Genomic DNA, 14,262 nt, shown 5'->3' on the forward strand with positions numbered 1-14,262 from the left:
CTGTCGGAAACCGCCGGCATCCGAAGGAAACCGGCGCCCCGGCGACGTCTTGGCGACGCCTTGGTGCCTTCTTGGCGGCGGTGTGGGTGAATGGACTCGGCAAGGAGGGAGCCAGGATGAGCGCATCGGCGACACCGGCACGTCCGCGGCTGCTCTACGTCGAAGACGACGCGACGATCGCGGCGATGACCGTCGACGTGCTCGGCGAGGTCTACGAGGTCGATCACGTGGCCGACGGTGCCCTCGCCCTGCGCACCGCGCTGTCGCGCCGGTACGACGTGATGGTCGTCGATCGGCGCCTCCCCGGCCTCGACGGGATCGCCCTCATCGAGGCGCTGCGCACGGCGCGCATCACCACGCCGGTGCTCCTGCTGACGGCTCTCGGGGCGATCGCCGACCGCGTCGAAGGGCTGGATGCCGGGGCCAACGACTACCTCGTGAAGCCCTTCGACTTCGACGAGCTGCTCGCGCGGCTGCGCGCTCTGGTGCGCGGCCACCGCGCCGAAGGCCGCCGTCGCACCGTCGCGGACTGGACCTTCGTGCCCGACTCCCTCGCGCTGTACGGGCCGGGCGGCGAGCGCGTCTCGCTGACGGCGACAGAGGCGCGGCTGCTCGCCCTCTTGTCGGAGAGCCCCGAGCACGTGTTCTCGCGGGAGGAGATCCTCGACTCGGTGTTCGCCTCCGACGACGCCCTCAGTTCGGTCGACACGTACGTGCACTACATCCGCCGCAAGGGCGCCCCGGAGCTCATCGAGACCGTCCGCGGGCGCGGCTACCGGGCGGGGGCGAGCGCGTGAGCGCGTCGGCCGACCGCGCGCGGGTGCAGCGCGCGGCGATGCGCATCGGGGTACTCGTCGGCCTCGCGTCGGCGCTCATCATCGCGGGCGGGGTCGTGACGCTCGTGCTGCTGCTCCTCACGTCCGGCCGGCCCGAGGGTCACCACGGCGACGCCCGGCCCGACGCCGATCCCGACGGCGACCGGTTCGTCGTGGACGTCGACCACGTGCTGCCATGGGTGGTCGTCCTCGGCGTCGTCGGGGTGCTGCTCCTGGCCTTCGTCGCCTGGTTCGCGGCGCGCCGAGCCGTACGTCCCCTCGCCGACGCGCTGCAGACGCAGCGGACGTTCGTGGCGGATGCCAGTCACGAGATCCGCACGCCGCTGACCGCCCTTACGAGCCGCATCCAGATCGTGCAGCGTCGCCTCGACCGCGGTGAGGACGCTCGGCCCGCCGTGGCCGAGCTGCGTCGCGACGCGGCCGTGCTCGACGAGGTTCTCACCGACATGCTGTTGGCCGCGGAAGGGCAGCACACGGGAGAGCCCGCCGAGGTGGGTGCCGCCGTCGAGGCCGCAGTCTCGACCGTGCGACCGTTGGCCGACGACGCCGACGTGCACCTCGCTGTCGCCACCCCGGCGGCGGCCCGCGTGACGCTCGCGCCCGTGACCCTCACCCGGCTACTGGTGGCGCTCCTGGACAACGCCGTGCAGCACGCCCCGCGCGGCTCGTCCGTCACGCTCGACGTCGAGGAGGGCACGCGCGACGTGACCTTCCGGGTGCGGGATACCGGGTCGGGCGTTGCCGACGAAGACCGCGAGAGGATCTTCGAGCGCTTCGCCCGCTCCGGGGAGGTCGGTCGCCGGCGGGGCTTCGGACTCGGACTCGCGCTCGTGCGCGAAGCCGCGACCGCGGCCGGCGGAAGCGTGCGCATCGAGGAGACCTCGCCGCGCGGGACGACGTTCGCACTCACCGTCCCGCGGGCCTGACGGCATCCCTCACGCGGCGGAGGGGAACCCCGCAGACCCCGCGACAGCCGAGAGCGCGTCGACGCCCGCCGCCTCGCGCTGCACCTCCACCCCACCGACCCACCGGCGGATGCGCCCGTCTGCCGCGACGACGATCCCGGAGCGCGCGGGCGCGTCGGCGATCCACGAAAGGTCGTCGAAGCCGGCGACAACGCCCGCGGTCGCCCAGACGTCGGCGGTGGTCAACGTGTCGGCGATCACCGTCGCGCTGCGGACCGACGTCGCCGGCAGGCCCGTACGGGGGTCGATGATGTGGGCGCCGCGCTCCACCGTGCCCGAGGTGGCGACTGCGCCGTTGCGCACGTCGAGCGTGGCGAGGACCGCTCCGGATGCCGTGGGGTCGGCGATCCCGACGCGCCACGCCCACGTCTGGTCGGCGGCCGTCCACAGTCGCAGGTCGCCGCCCGCGTTCACTCCGACGGCGACGCCTCCGCGCTCGCGCAGGAGCGGGGCGAGGAACTCCTCCCCCGCCGTGTCGACGGCCCACCCCTTGACGTAGCCGGTGGGGTCGGGGGCGCCGCGCCAGTGTGCGCTGAAGCGTCCCCCGGTGGCCTTCTCCACCTCCCGGCAGGCGGTGAGCACGTCGCGCACCCGCGGGTCGATCTCGTCGAGACCCACCTCGCCCCGACGGAGTCGGGAGATGTCCGAGTCGTCGATGAAGGTCGAGAACACGCGCTCGATCTCCTCGAGTCCGATCACGAACGCGTCGATCGCCGCGTCCACACGGACCGCGGGCAGGTCGCCGAAGACGTGCACGCTCACGACCGTACCCATCAGGTGCGCCGTCCGCACGCGCCGGGTCGGGGCGCTCACGCCGCGGCCTCGTCGAGCGCGGACTGCAGCGAGCGGATGTAGCCGTCGCTCGTGTACGTGGCGCCCGAGACCATGTCGATCTCGGCGCTCTGAGCCGAGATCGTCTCGGACACGAGCTCGGGGATCGCACGCTCGTTGATCTGGCGGTCGCGCGGGTTGCTGGAGGGGTAGTCCACGACCTGCACGTCGGACACCGCACCCCCGGACACCTTGATGGCCACCTGCACCGGGCCGTAGCGCGTGTTCACGGCATCCCCCGTGTAGGAGCCGTCGGCCAGATCGCTCGCCGACGCGGACGCCGACGCCGAGGTCGAGCCCGTGTCGGAGCCGCCCGTCGAGCCCGCATTCGTGCTCGAGCTGTCGGCCGAGCCGGTCGACGCCGAGGGCGAGGGGGTGGAGCCCGCGGCCGTCGAGGTGGGGGCGTCGACGGCCGCGGCATCGGGCACGATCTCATCGCCGAGAGACGTGCGATAGCTGAACAGCAGCACGAGGCCGCTCAGGGTGGCCAGGATGCCGTAGACGATCTTCTTCATGGTCGGTCCGTTCTTCGGGGTGTCGCGGTCAGCGGGTGTCGCGGTCAGCGGCTGTCGCGGTCAGGGGTGTCGCGGTCAGATCGCGAACGACTCGGTGTGGATGCGCTCGCGGGGCACGCCCGCGCCGCGGAGGTCGGCCCGCAGCGACGCCATCCAGGCGTCGGGTCCGCAGAGGAAGACGTCGAAGTCCTCGATCCCGGGCACCGCGTGGCGCAGCAGGTCGGAGCCGCGCCACGCGCGGTGGCTGGCCGGCATCCAGGTCGAGGAGTCGGTGCGGCGGGGTCCGTCGAGAGAGATGTGACGCACGCCCCGCGAGGCGACGATCGCGCGCACGGCATCCGCACGGGTGCGGTCGTCGGCGTCGTGGTCACGGGTGAGGAGCACCGCCTCACCCGGGGCGAACGTCTCCGACTCGAGAACCGACAGCAGGGGCGCGACGCCGGCCCCGGCACCGATCATGAGGAGCTTGCGCCCGTGGCGCGCAGCACCCGTGAGGTGGCCGTAGGGTCCTTCGACGAGCACGCGGGTGCCGGGGGCGAGTCGCGCGAGGCGCCGGGTTCCTTCGCCGACCATGCGGGCGGCGATCACCAGTTCGCCGCCGTGCGGCGTCGCGGCCAGCGACAGCGGGTTCCCCCGCGTCCAGCCCGGCCCGTCGAGGAAGCGCCAGACGAAGAACTGACCCCCCTCCGCGCCGAGACGCTCGAGGTTGCGGCCGCGCATCCGCACGACGACGCCGCGACGCCCGTCGCGCTCGACCGACACCACGCGGATGCCGTGCCGCATCGACCGGTACAGCGGCGCGATGACGCGGAAGACGATCACGGCGGCTGCCGTCAGCGCCCACACGCCCCACCAGTAGACGGTGGCGGCAGGGTTCGCGAGGAAGTCCGCACCGGTCCAGAGCATGTGCGGGACGGCCAGGCCCACCCCGAGATACCCGTAGAGGTGGAGGAGGTGCCACGACTCGTAGCGCAGGCGCCGCCGGGCACGCCGGATGCTCGTGACGACGACCAGCACCAGCAGCAGAGTCCCCGCGGTGGCCAGCAGCATCCCGGGGTAGTCCCAGACGAACGTCCACAGCTGGACGAGCGGGGACAGTCCCGCCTGCGCCGCGTACCCGATGGCAAGCAGCGCGATGTGCGCCATCAGCAGCCAGAACGACCAGAAACCGGTCCACCGGTGCATGCGCGTGATGGTGTCCCGGCCGAGGCCGCGCTCGAACAGGGGCACGCGCGCCATCAGGAGCACCTGGTAGAGCAGCAGGTTGGCCGAGACGAGACCCGTGATGCGTCCCAGGCTGTTGAGGGCCTCGGCATCCCACGACAGCAGCGACTGGATGCCACCGCCGCTCACCCACAACGCGACGACGAACAGGCTCGTGCCCCAGATCACCGACACGGCGAGCAGCCGCCACCGCGCACGCTGAGCCCGACGCCGGTCGGCCGTCGCGCTGAGCGGCGCGGTCGGCGCGGGCGAGACGGAGGGAGCGAGGCCGGGCTCGGCGTAGGTGGTCATGCGCCCACGGTGGCGCGCCCGCTCTCAGGCGACGCCAAGAATCGATCGAGGAGCCGCGATGCGTGGCGCCTTCTGTGGCGACGCATAGCCTTCACACAGGCTCGCGCGGTGCTCGCCCGGCTTCCCGGTTCCCGCGACGGCGCCGACCCGGCCAGAGCACGCCGACCGGGGATGCTCGCGGTCGCGTCAGGGAGCGCTCGGCACCACGAGCGCGTACGCCTGCGTCGCCTCGGCCGGCGGATCGAACACGAGGCGTACCGCTTGACCCGTTCCGGTCATGCCGGTGTTCCGATGGATGCTTCCGTCGCACGCGAGGGTGCCGCCGCTCACGGCATCCGCGCCCACGAAGAGCTCATACGTCGCCTGGGTCGTCGCATCGCGCGCCACACACATGGCATCGACAACGTGGTCCATACCGGCCTCGGTCGATCCCGACGACGTAGATGACACCTGCAGCGGATCCCCCTCGGCGAGCACGCGGGCGACCTCCCCGTCGAGGGGCGCGGGAACCTCCAGCGTCGCGGGGGGCGACGAGACCGGGACCGCGGGCGTGCTCGGGGACGCGTCGAGCGGCGTCGAGACGGTCGCCGCACACCCGGCGACCACACCGATCACGACGAGGGATGCCACCGCACACGCGTCCGCCCGTGCGCGTGCCCGACGTCCGCCGCTCGAGCCGCTCGACTCGACGTCTGTGGAATCCCCGCTCACGGCATCCGCTCCCCTACGCTCGGCGCCGTCACCGGCATCCGCACAGGAGCTTATGCATGCAAGCGTTCCCGCCTCGGACCCCGCTCTCGCGCGATGGCCAGGTCGCGGTCGCGGCGCCGCGAAGAACCGGCGCCGCGACGGGAAACCGGCGCCATCGCACCCCTCAGTCACCCCGCACCCACCGCCGCGGCGCGGCGTGAAGCCTGCCGGTTCAGGATGCCGGGGCGTGCCCGGCCAGGAACTCGTAGAGGTCGGTGGTGTCGACGCCGGGGAACGCTCCCGTGGGGAGCGTCGCCAGGAGGGTGCGCGGGGTGCGGACGTTCGGCCAGGCCTGGTCGCGCCAGGCACCCTCGAGGTCGGCGGGCGCGCGACGGCAGCACACCTCCACCGCGTGACGGGATACGCCCCGGTTGGTGGTCTCGCGGCCGATGAACCACTTCGTGTCGTCGAAGCGCACGCCGACGCTCACCGAGTGCGCGCCCTCGCTGGAGGCCTCGACGCGCGCCGTGCACCAGTAGGTGCCGTTGCCGGTGTCGGTGTACTGGTAGTACGGGTTGAACTTGTCGGGGATGTCGAAGACGACGCGGCTCGTCCAGCGGCGACAGCACAGCTGCCCCTCGATCGCGCCGAGCCGGTCGGCGGGGAAGTTGACGTCGTCGTTCTCGTACGCCTTCGTGATCGTCCCCGATTCGTGCACCTTCAGGAAGTGCACGGGGATGCCGAGGTGCGGCGTCGCGAGGTTGGTGAAGCGGTGCGCCGCCGTCTCGTACGACACGGAGTAGGCGTCGCGAAGGTCTTCGATCGAGATCGCGCGGCGCGCCTTGGCATCCTGCAGGAACGGCACGGCGTGGTCTTCGGGGATGAGGAGCGCCCCCGTGAGGTAGTTGGTCTCCACCCGCTGCCGCAGGAACTCCGCATAGGAGCGCGGCTCGCTGTGGCCGAGGATGCGACTCGAGAGCGCTTGCAGCACCGCCGTGCGCGAATCGCCCTTCGCGGGCACCGTGCTCGACAGGTACAGCCGCCCGTGCTTCAGGTCGGCGACGCTGCGCACCGACGGCGGCAGGTCGGGCACGTAGTGCAGCGAGAAGCCGAGGTGGGCGGCGATGTCCGACGCGGTGCGCTGCGTGAGCGGGCCGCCGGGATGGTCGACGGAGCGCAGGATGCCGCGGGCCTGCTCCTCCAGGTCGGCGAAGTAGTTGTCCTGTCGTCGCATGAGGTGACGCAGCTCCACGTTCGCGCGCCGCGCCTCCTCGGGCGTCGCCGAGCGTTCGTCGTGGAGCCGCTCGATCTCGCCCTGCAGCGCGAGCAGGGCGCGCAGTGCGTCGTCGGGGACGGACTTGCCGATGCGAAACGGCCGGATGCCGAGCGCCTGGAACGTCTGACCCTTCATCGCCCGTTCGAGCGCGATCTCCATCGTCGAGCGCTCGTCGAGCGTCTCCGCCTCCAGGAGCGCGTCGATCGTCGTCCCCAGGGCGCGGGCGATGGCCTGCAGGAGCGTGAGCCGCGGTTCGCGCTTGCCCGTCTCGATCATCGACAACTGGCTCGGCGCCCGGTCGACGGCGGCCGCGAGGTCGTCGAGAGTCATGCCGCGCGCGGTGCGCAACTGGCGCACGCGGCGTCCGATTGTGAGCGCGTCGGCCTCGTCGCCCCCTGCTCCGTCGACGTCCTCGATGCTCGTCATCCCGCGAGTGTGCCACACCCACGCCGCGCAGTCATCACAAACACAGAAGATCGGTAGAACTTCACAGCCAATCTGGCGAGGTGAGGTGATCTTCTTCACTCAGAGTGGATGCCACGACCACCCGGGCATCGCCGCCCGGCATCCGATGAAGGAGACACCATGACGATCCACTCCACCCCCGGACGACCCGCACTGCGCGCCGGCGACCAGGTCGAGACGGCCGCCGAGCTCCAGGAGATCTGGGACACCGATCCCCGGTGGGACGGCATCGAGCGCACGTACACCGCCGAAGACGTCATCCGCATCCGCGGGTCGGTCCGCGAGGAGAACACCCTTGCGCGTCGGGGCGCCGAGAACCTCTGGAACCTCCTGCACACCGAGGAGTACATCCGGGCGCTGGGCGCGTACACCGGCGGTCAGGCCGTGCAGCAGGTGCGCGCCGGCCTGAAGGCCATCTACCTCTCGGGATGGCAGGTGGCCGCCGACGGCAACCTCGCCGGCCAGACCTACCCCGACCAGAGCCTCTACCCCGCCAACTCCGTGCCCGCCGTCGTGCGTCGGATCAACAACGCCCTCCTGCGGCAGGACCAGATCGAGCACGCGGAGACGTTCGGCGGCGACGGCGAGATCTCCCGCGACTGGCTCGCACCCATCGTCGCCGACGCCGAGGCGGGCTTCGGCGGCCCCCTCAACGCGTACGAGCTCGCGCAGTCGCTCATCCAGGCCGGTGCCGCCGGCATCCACTGGGAAGACCAACTGGCGTCGGAGAAGAAGTGCGGTCACCTCGGTGGGAAGGTGCTGGTGCCCACCCAACAGCACATCCGCACCCTGAACGCGGCTCGCCTCGCCGCTGACGTCGCCGGGGTGCCGACCGTCGTCATCGCCCGCACCGACGCCCTCGCCGCCGACCTGCTCACGAGCGACGTCGACCCGCGCGATCAGGAGTTCACCACCGGTGAGCGCACGAGCGAGGGCTTCTACCGGGTGCGGCCGGGACTGGCATCCGTCATCAGCCGCGGGCTCGCCTTCGCGCCCTACGCCGACCTGCTGTGGGTCGAGACCGGAGAGCCGGACATCGAGCTGGCGCGGGCGTTCGCCGCGGCCGTGCACGAGCGGTTCCCCGGGAAGATGCTCGCCTACAACTGCTCCCCCAGCTTCAACTGGAAGCGGCACCTCGACGATGCGCAGATCGCGTCGTTCCAGCGCGAGCTCGCGGAGTTGGGCTACAAGTTCCAGTTCATCACGCTGGCGGGCTTCCATGCCCTCAACCACTCGATGTTCGACCTGGCCTCCGGCTACGCCGAGCGCGCCATGAGCGCCTACGTCGAGCTCCAGGAGGCGGAGTTCGCCGCCGAAGCCCGCGGCTACACCGCCACCAGGCACCAGCGGGAGGCGGGCACGGGCTACTTCGACGCCGTGTCCACCGCCCTCAACCCCGACAGCGCCACGCTCGCCCTCGTCGGGTCCACCGAGACCGCTCAGTTCCACTGACACGTTCTCTTCCCGTTTCGTCTCCTCGCTCCGCTCGTCGCTCAACGACCGAGGGGCCACACCCCGGTCGTTGAGCGAGCGCAGCGAGACGAAACGACCGAGGGGCAACACCCCCGGTCGTTGAGCGAGCGCAGCGAGACGAAACGCCGATCCACCCCACACCCCCGTTTCGTCTCCTCGCTCCGCTCGTCGCTCAACGACCGAGGGGCAACACCCCCGGTCGTTGAGCGAGCGCAGCGAGACGAAACGCCGTACCTCCATCCCACACAGAAAGTCAGGGCCATGACTCCCACCGCCACGGGCACCGCGCCCACCACTCACACCGGACCGTCGATCGACGTCACGGGACCGCTCGGCGAGCGCTACGACGAGATCCTCACCACCGAGGCTCTCGCCTTCCTCACCGAACTGCACCACCGCTTCTCCGGCCGTCGCCACGACCGGCTCGCCGATCGGATGCGTCGCCGCTTCGAGATCGGCAACGGCCACGACCCGCAGTTCCGCGACGACACGGTGCACATCCGCCACGATCCGTCGTGGCGGGTCGCCGGGCCGGGTCCGGGGCTGGAGGACCGGCGGGTGGAGATCACCGGACCCACCGACCCCAAGATGACCATCAACGCGCTGAACTCGGGTGCGCGGGTGTGGCTCGCCGACCAGGAGGATGCCACGAGCCCCACCTGGCGGAACGTCATCGAAGGGCAGCTGTCGCTGTTCGACGCGATCCGCGGACAGCTCTCCTACACGTCGCCGGAGGGGAAGGAGTACGCCGTCACCGCCGAGCGCACGCCGACGATCGTGATGCGCCCGCGCGGATGGCACCTCACGGAGAAGCACCTGAGCTTCACCGACCGCACGGGGCGCACCATGGCCGCCTCCGCGTCGCTCGTGGACTACGGGCTGTACTTCTTCCACAACGCCGCGGCGCTGATCGCGCGGGGCGTCGGGCCCTACTTCTACCTCCCGAAGCTGGAGTCGGCCGAGGAGGCGAAGCTCTGGGACGACGTGTTCACCTTCAGCGAGGACTACGTCGGCATCCCGCACGGCACGATCCGCGCGACCGTGCTCATCGAGACGCTGCCGGCCGCCTTCGAGATGGAGGAGATCCTGTTCGCGCTGCGCGACCACGCCGCGGGCCTCAACGCCGGCCGGTGGGACTACATCTTCTCGATGATCAAGAACTATCGCGGACGCGGCGCGCGCTTCGTCCTGCCCGACCGCAGTCAGGTGACCATGACGGTGCCGTTCATGCGGGCCTACACCGAACTCCTCGTCCAGACCTGCCACAAGCGGGGGGCGTTCGCAATCGGCGGCATGAGTGCGTTCATCCCGAACCGGCGCGACCCCGAGGTGACCGCGCAGGCGTTCGAGAAGGTGTCGGCCGACAAGAAGCGCGAGGCCGGCGACGGATTCGACGGCACCTGGGTCGCCCATCCCGACCTCATCCCCGTGGCGATGGCGGAGTTCGACGCCGTGCTCGGCGAACGTCCGAACCAGGTCGACCGCCAGCGGCCCGACGTGAACGTCACGGCGCAGCAGCTGCTCGACGTGCACATCGGTCTCCCCGTCACGGCGGCGGGCGTCGCCGGCAACGTGTCGGTCGCGATCCGGTACCTGGAGGCGTGGCTGCGCGGGCTCGGCGCCGTGGCACTGGACAACCTGATGGAGGATGCCGCGACCGCCGAGATCAGTCGCAGCCAGGTCTGGCAGTGGATTCACCAGGACCGCGTCACCGACGACGGCATCCCGATCAGCCGGGAGTACGTGGAGTCGCTCATCGCCGACGTGCTGGGGAGCGTCGAACGCGGCGACGGCGACCGGTTCGACGATGCGGCGGCGGTCTTCCGCGAGGTGGCGCTGCAGGAGGAGTTCCCCGCCTTCCTCACGAGCGTCGCCTACGCCCGCTACCTGGACTGACGGCGCCGCCAGAAACGGCCCGTGACGGAATGTCGATTCCGCCACGGGCCGTTCGACGTGTTCACGTAACGTCGCTCGCAACGAAAGGAACACGACGATGCGCTACCTCATGCTGGTCCTCACCGACCCCGCCCTCACCGATCCCGACGCCCCGCCGATCACGATCGAGGAGTGGGCGGCCGAAACCTACGACACCGGTCGCGCCGTCGAAGGCGATCGCCTCCGCCCCGCCGAGGAGGCGAAGGTGGTGCGACGCCGCCGCGGCGAGGTCATCGTCAGCGATGGCCCGTTCGCGGAGGCATACGAGCTCATCGGGGGGTTCGACGTGCTCGAATGCGAGAGCCTCGACGAGGCGATCGAGCTCGCGTCTCGGCATCCGATGGCCTCCGGCGGGGTCATCCAGCTGCACCCGGCGTGGCCGCTCGATCTCTGAGATCGAGGCCGTCGCGACCCGCGGTGGGAAGTGACCACGGGGGGCGCGTGCCGACTACGCTCGTAGGCGTGACCGAACGCGCTCCCCTGTCCCGCAAGCTCTCCGCCATCGCCGAGTCGGCGACCCTCAAGGTCGACGCGAAGGCGAAGGCGCTGCAGGCCGCAGGCCGCCCCGTGATCTCCTACGCCGCCGGCGAGCCGGACTTCGCGACGCCGCAGTTCATCGTCGACGCCGCCGCCGAAGCGCTCCGCGACCCCGCGAACTTCCGCTACACACCGGCCGCCGGCCTCCCCGTGCTGAGGGAGGCGATCGCGGCGAAGACCCTCCGCGACTCGGGCCTGGAGGTCTCGCCCGCCCAGATCATCGTCACCAACGGCGGCAAGCAGGCCGTGTACCAGGCCTTCCAGGCGGTCGTGAACCCCGGCGACGAGGTGCTCCTGCCCGCGCCGTACTGGACCACCTACCCGGAGGCGATCGCGTTGGCCGACGGCATCCCGGTCGAGGTCTTCGCCGGCGCCGACCAGGACTACAAGGTCACCGTCGACCAGCTCGAAGCCGCTCGCACCGAGAAGACGACGGTGCTCGTCTTCGTGTCGCCGTCGAACCCCACCGGCTCGGTCTACACGCCCGAGGAGACGCGCGCGATCGGCGAGTGGGCGCTGGAGCACGGCATCTGGGTCGTGAGCGACGAGATCTACCAGAACCTCGTCTACGAAGGCGTGCGCGCCGTGTCGATCGTCGAGGCGGTGCCCGCCCTGGCCGGGCAGACCATCCTCGTCAACGGCGTGGCCAAGACGTACGCCATGACCGGGTGGCGCGTGGGCTGGATGGTCGGACCGGCGGATGCCATCAAGGTTGCCGGGAACCTGCAGTCGCACTTGAGCTCGAACGTCAACAACATCGCGCAGCGTGCCGCGCTGGCCGCGCTGACCGGCCCGCAGACCGAGGCCGAGGACATGCGGCAGGCGTTCGACCGCCGTCGCCGCCTGATCGTCTCGGAGCTGTCGAAGATCCCCGGCGTCGAGGTGCCCAACCCCCTGGGCGCCTTCTACGCCTACCCCGACGTGCGCGGCCTCCTCGGCCGCGAGTGGCCCGGCAAGACGGTGTCGACGACGCTCGAGCTCGCCGACCTCATCCTCGACGAGGCCGAGGTCGCCGTCGTGCCGGGCGAGGCGTTCGGCCCGAGCGGATACCTGCGCCTGTCGTACGCGCTCGGCGACGACGCCCTCCTCGAAGGCGTGCAGCGCCTGCAGCGACTCTTCGGCTGACGCCGAGGCCGGGGGCCCGGTTCAGATCTGGACGCGGTTCAGATCTGGGCCCGGTTCAGATCTGCACGCCCACGAGCACGGGCTCGGGCTGCAGCAGCAGACCGAACTCCGACTGCACGCGTCCGCGGATGAAGCGCGCGAGCTCGGCGATCTCTCCCGCCGTCGCGTTGCCGCGGTTGGTCAGCGCGAGAGCGTGCTTGTTCGACAGCCCGGCGCGCGACCGCGCCAGCGAGAAGCCCTTCCGCAGGCCCGCATGCTCGATGAGCCACGCGGCGCTCACCTTCACGTCGGGGGTGTGCTCGACGGGCGGGGGCACCACGCCGTCGAATCGGTCGAGCGGGATGACGGTGACGGGGTCGAGATCGACCGAGACCGGCCAGCGCGGGCACTCGGGCGGCAGCGTCCGCGCGAAGGCCGCCGACACGATCGCGTTCTGGAAGAACGACCCCGCGCTGTACGTGTCGGGGTCGGCGTCGTCGAGCACCATTCCCTTCCGGGCGCGCGTGGCCAGTACCGTCTCGCGCACCCAGGCGAGGGAGACGGATGCCGTGGCCTCCAGCCCCAGCGACTGCCGGAGTTGCGCGCCGCGCACGGGGATCTCTCCGTGGCCGACGTCGGCGAGCTCCAGCGTGATCGACAGGACGACGGCATCCCGGCGGGCGACCGACCCGTAGTGCGCCTTGAGCACCGACGTGCGGAAGCCCAGTTCGAGCTCCGCTGCCGGGACGACGGACGTCTCGCCGGTCTCGTAGTCGAGGAGCTCGACCTCCACGAGCGTCTGCACCAACTCCTGCCCGTACGCGCCGATGTTCTGCACGGGTGCGGCACCCGACGTTCCGGGGATGCCGGACATCGCCTCGATTCCTTGGAGCCCTTCGGCCACCGTGTAAGCGACCAGCTCGTCCCAGTTGTGCCCGGCCTCCGCCCGCACGCGCACGTACCCCGGGCGAGGCGACGGGAGCGTCTCGAGACCCTCCGTGCGCACGAGCACGACAGTCCCGTCGAACGGCTCGTCGCCGACGAGCAAGTTCGATCCGCCGCCGACGACGAGCCACGGCTCATCGCGCGACCACACGTCGCGCAACTCCGCGACGAGGTCGTCACGCGTGACCGCTTCGACCATGCGGCGCGGGGTCGCGCCGGTGCGCAGCGTCGTGAGCCGGGCCAGCGGCAGGGGGGCGATCTCGGTCATCAGGCCTCGACGGTCGCGTCTCGCCGCACCCGCACCTGCGCCTTTCCGAGGACGACCGTCTCACCGTGAGACACCGTGAGATCGACCCGCAGGGTCTCGTCGTCGATCGCACCGATCTTTGCGACCACGGTCAGCTCGGCGCCGGCTTCGGCGTCGACGACGACCGGGCGGGTGAAGCGCACGCCGTATTCGGCGATGCGGCCGCTGTCGCCGAGCCACTCGACGATCGTCTCGACGGCGAGCCCCATGGTCAGCATGCCGTGGGCGAGCACTCCGGGAAGGCCCACGCGCTCCGCAACGTCGTCGCGGTAGTGGATCGGGTTGAAGTCGCCCGACGCTCCCGCGTAACGCACGAGCGACTCGCGCGTGAGGGCGACGGTGCGTTCGGCGACGACGGTGCCGACTTCGAGTGCCTCGCTCATTCCTCGCCTCCGATCAGCAGGACCGAGATGGCCGTCACGACGTGGGCGCCGCCGGCATCCGTGATCTCCGCTTCGCTCGTGACCATGGCTCCCTTGCCGAACGGGCGGACACCCGTCACTTGCAGCCGGGCCGACAGTTCATCGCCGGCGACGATCGGCCGCGTGAAGCGGAAGCGCTGCTCGGCGTGCACCGTGCGCTCCAGCGCGATGCCGGAGTCGGGCTCGCTCAGCAGCTGCTGGAGGGTGAGGTCCTGGATGACCATCGCGAAGGTCGGCGGCGCGACGACATCGGGGTACCCGAGGGCCTGCGCGGCGGACGGATCGACGTGCTGGGGGTCGGTCGCGAAGACGGCGCGCGCGAACTCGCGCACCTTCTCCCGCCCGACGAGGTACGGCGCGGTCGGCGGGAAGTCTCGACCGACGAGCTCAGGGTTCACGGACACCCGGCAATCCTACCGAGCGGGGCGCGCACCCGCCTCGGCGCC

14 protein-coding genes are annotated in these 14,262 nt (G+C 71.2%); 6 read left to right on the forward strand and 8 right to left on the reverse strand.

Features of this window, described 5'->3' with window-relative positions; all coding sequences use genetic code 11:
• Positions 1-116 precede the first annotated feature (116 nt).
• Together P0Y48_08495 and P0Y48_08500 are read left to right on the forward strand one after the other, a co-directional pair.
• Positions 117-797, forward strand: coding sequence for a response regulator transcription factor (locus P0Y48_08495; protein WEK12515.1), 681 nt, complete (start codon positions 117-119; stop codon positions 795-797).
• Positions 794-1,762 carry a HAMP domain-containing sensor histidine kinase gene (locus tag P0Y48_08500; protein ID WEK12516.1) on the forward strand — a complete coding sequence of 323 codons (969 nt, stop codon included), beginning with the start codon at positions 794-796 and terminating at the stop codon, positions 1,760-1,762. Before P0Y48_08495 ends, P0Y48_08500 begins: the two co-directional genes overlap by 4 nt.
• Before the next feature lie 9 nt (positions 1,763-1,771).
• On the opposite strand, the gene P0Y48_08505 is transcribed toward P0Y48_08500, so the two are convergent.
• The 5 genes from P0Y48_08505 to P0Y48_08525 form a co-directional block, all read right to left on the reverse strand.
• Entirely contained in the window at positions 1,772-2,614 is an 843-nt protein-coding gene (locus P0Y48_08505; protein ID WEK12517.1) for an FAD:protein FMN transferase, read from the reverse strand.
• A complete protein-coding gene (locus tag P0Y48_08510; GenBank protein WEK12518.1) occupies positions 2,611-3,147 on the reverse strand; it encodes an FMN-binding protein in 537 nt (178 codons plus the stop codon). Before P0Y48_08510 ends, P0Y48_08505 begins: the two co-directional genes overlap by 4 nt.
• A 75-nt stretch (positions 3,148-3,222) precedes the next feature.
• Positions 3,223-4,662 (reverse strand): ferric reductase-like transmembrane domain-containing protein, encoded by a 1,440-nt coding sequence (locus tag P0Y48_08515; GenBank protein WEK12519.1) that lies wholly within the window; start codon positions 4,660-4,662, stop codon positions 3,223-3,225.
• A gap of 186 nt (positions 4,663-4,848) precedes the next feature.
• Positions 4,849-5,373: a hypothetical protein gene (locus tag P0Y48_08520; protein ID WEK12520.1), complete on the reverse strand. Its 525-nt coding sequence runs from the start codon at positions 5,371-5,373 to the stop codon at positions 4,849-4,851.
• A gap of 211 nt (positions 5,374-5,584) precedes the next feature.
• Positions 5,585-7,054 (reverse strand): helix-turn-helix domain-containing protein, encoded by a 1,470-nt coding sequence (locus P0Y48_08525; protein ID WEK12521.1) that lies wholly within the window; start codon positions 7,052-7,054, stop codon positions 5,585-5,587.
• Between the two features lie 159 nt (positions 7,055-7,213).
• Between P0Y48_08525 and aceA the strand changes: the two genes are divergently transcribed.
• The 4 genes from aceA to P0Y48_08545 all read left to right on the forward strand — a co-directional run bounded on the left by aceA (position 7,214) and on the right by P0Y48_08545 (position 12,163).
• On the forward strand, positions 7,214-8,545 hold the full coding sequence (aceA, locus tag P0Y48_08530) for an isocitrate lyase (GenBank protein WEK12522.1): 1,332 nt from the start codon (positions 7,214-7,216) through the stop codon (positions 8,543-8,545).
• 282 nt (positions 8,546-8,827) lie between these two features.
• Positions 8,828-10,462, forward strand: a complete 1,635-nt coding sequence (gene aceB, locus P0Y48_08535) for a malate synthase A (protein WEK12523.1) — start codon at positions 8,828-8,830, stop codon at positions 10,460-10,462.
• A gap of 97 nt (positions 10,463-10,559) precedes the next feature.
• Positions 10,560-10,895: a YciI family protein gene (locus P0Y48_08540; GenBank protein WEK12524.1), complete on the forward strand. Its 336-nt coding sequence runs from the start codon at positions 10,560-10,562 to the stop codon at positions 10,893-10,895.
• Between the two features lie 68 nt (positions 10,896-10,963).
• A complete protein-coding gene (locus P0Y48_08545) occupies positions 10,964-12,163 on the forward strand; it encodes a pyridoxal phosphate-dependent aminotransferase (protein ID WEK12525.1) in 1,200 nt (399 codons plus the stop codon).
• 55 nt (positions 12,164-12,218) lie between these two features.
• Here the strand turns inward: P0Y48_08545 and P0Y48_08550 are convergent, their stop codons facing one another.
• The 3 genes from P0Y48_08550 to P0Y48_08560 are packed head-to-tail and all read right to left on the reverse strand — an operon-like array spanning position 12,219 to position 14,220.
• Positions 12,219-13,355 carry a UDP-N-acetylmuramate dehydrogenase gene (locus tag P0Y48_08550; GenBank protein ID WEK12526.1) on the reverse strand — a complete coding sequence of 379 codons (1,137 nt, stop codon included), beginning with the start codon at positions 13,353-13,355 and terminating at the stop codon, positions 12,219-12,221.
• Complete coding sequence (locus P0Y48_08555) at positions 13,355-13,777, reverse strand: MaoC/PaaZ C-terminal domain-containing protein (protein WEK12527.1); 423 nt, start codon at positions 13,775-13,777, stop codon at positions 13,355-13,357. The genes P0Y48_08550 and P0Y48_08555 overlap by 1 nt, the downstream gene beginning before the upstream one ends.
• On the reverse strand, positions 13,774-14,220 hold the full coding sequence (locus tag P0Y48_08560; protein ID WEK12528.1) for a MaoC family dehydratase N-terminal domain-containing protein: 447 nt from the start codon (positions 14,218-14,220) through the stop codon (positions 13,774-13,776). The genes P0Y48_08555 and P0Y48_08560 overlap by 4 nt, the downstream gene beginning before the upstream one ends.
• Positions 14,221-14,262 lie beyond the last annotated feature (42 nt).

It is taken from the genome of Candidatus Microbacterium phytovorans (genome assembly GCA_029202445.1).
Lineage (GTDB): Bacteria > Actinomycetota > Actinomycetes > Actinomycetales > Microbacteriaceae > Microbacterium > Microbacterium phytovorans.

Excerpts from the sequence above, each read along its gene's own strand:
- P0Y48_08495 (WEK12515.1), top strand. The coding sequence starts at position 117 with ATGAGCGCATCGGCGACACCGGCACGTCCGCGGCTGCTCTACGTCGAA.
- P0Y48_08510 (WEK12518.1), bottom strand. The coding sequence starts at position 3,147 with ATGAAGAAGATCGTCTACGGCATCCTGGCCACCCTGAGCGGCCTCGTG.
- P0Y48_08515 (WEK12519.1), bottom strand. The coding sequence starts at position 4,662 with ATGACCACCTACGCCGAGCCCGGCCTCGCTCCCTCCGTCTCGCCCGCG.
- P0Y48_08525 (WEK12521.1), bottom strand. The coding sequence starts at position 7,054 with ATGACGAGCATCGAGGACGTCGACGGAGCAGGGGGCGACGAGGCCGAC.
- aceA (WEK12522.1), top strand. The coding sequence starts at position 7,214 with ATGACGATCCACTCCACCCCCGGACGACCCGCACTGCGCGCCGGCGAC.
- aceB (WEK12523.1), top strand. The coding sequence starts at position 8,828 with ATGACTCCCACCGCCACGGGCACCGCGCCCACCACTCACACCGGACCG.
- P0Y48_08540 (WEK12524.1), top strand. The coding sequence starts at position 10,560 with ATGCGCTACCTCATGCTGGTCCTCACCGACCCCGCCCTCACCGATCCC.
- P0Y48_08550 (WEK12526.1), bottom strand. The coding sequence starts at position 13,355 with ATGACCGAGATCGCCCCCCTGCCGCTGGCCCGGCTCACGACGCTGCGC.
- P0Y48_08555 (WEK12527.1), bottom strand. The coding sequence starts at position 13,777 with ATGAGCGAGGCACTCGAAGTCGGCACCGTCGTCGCCGAACGCACCGTC.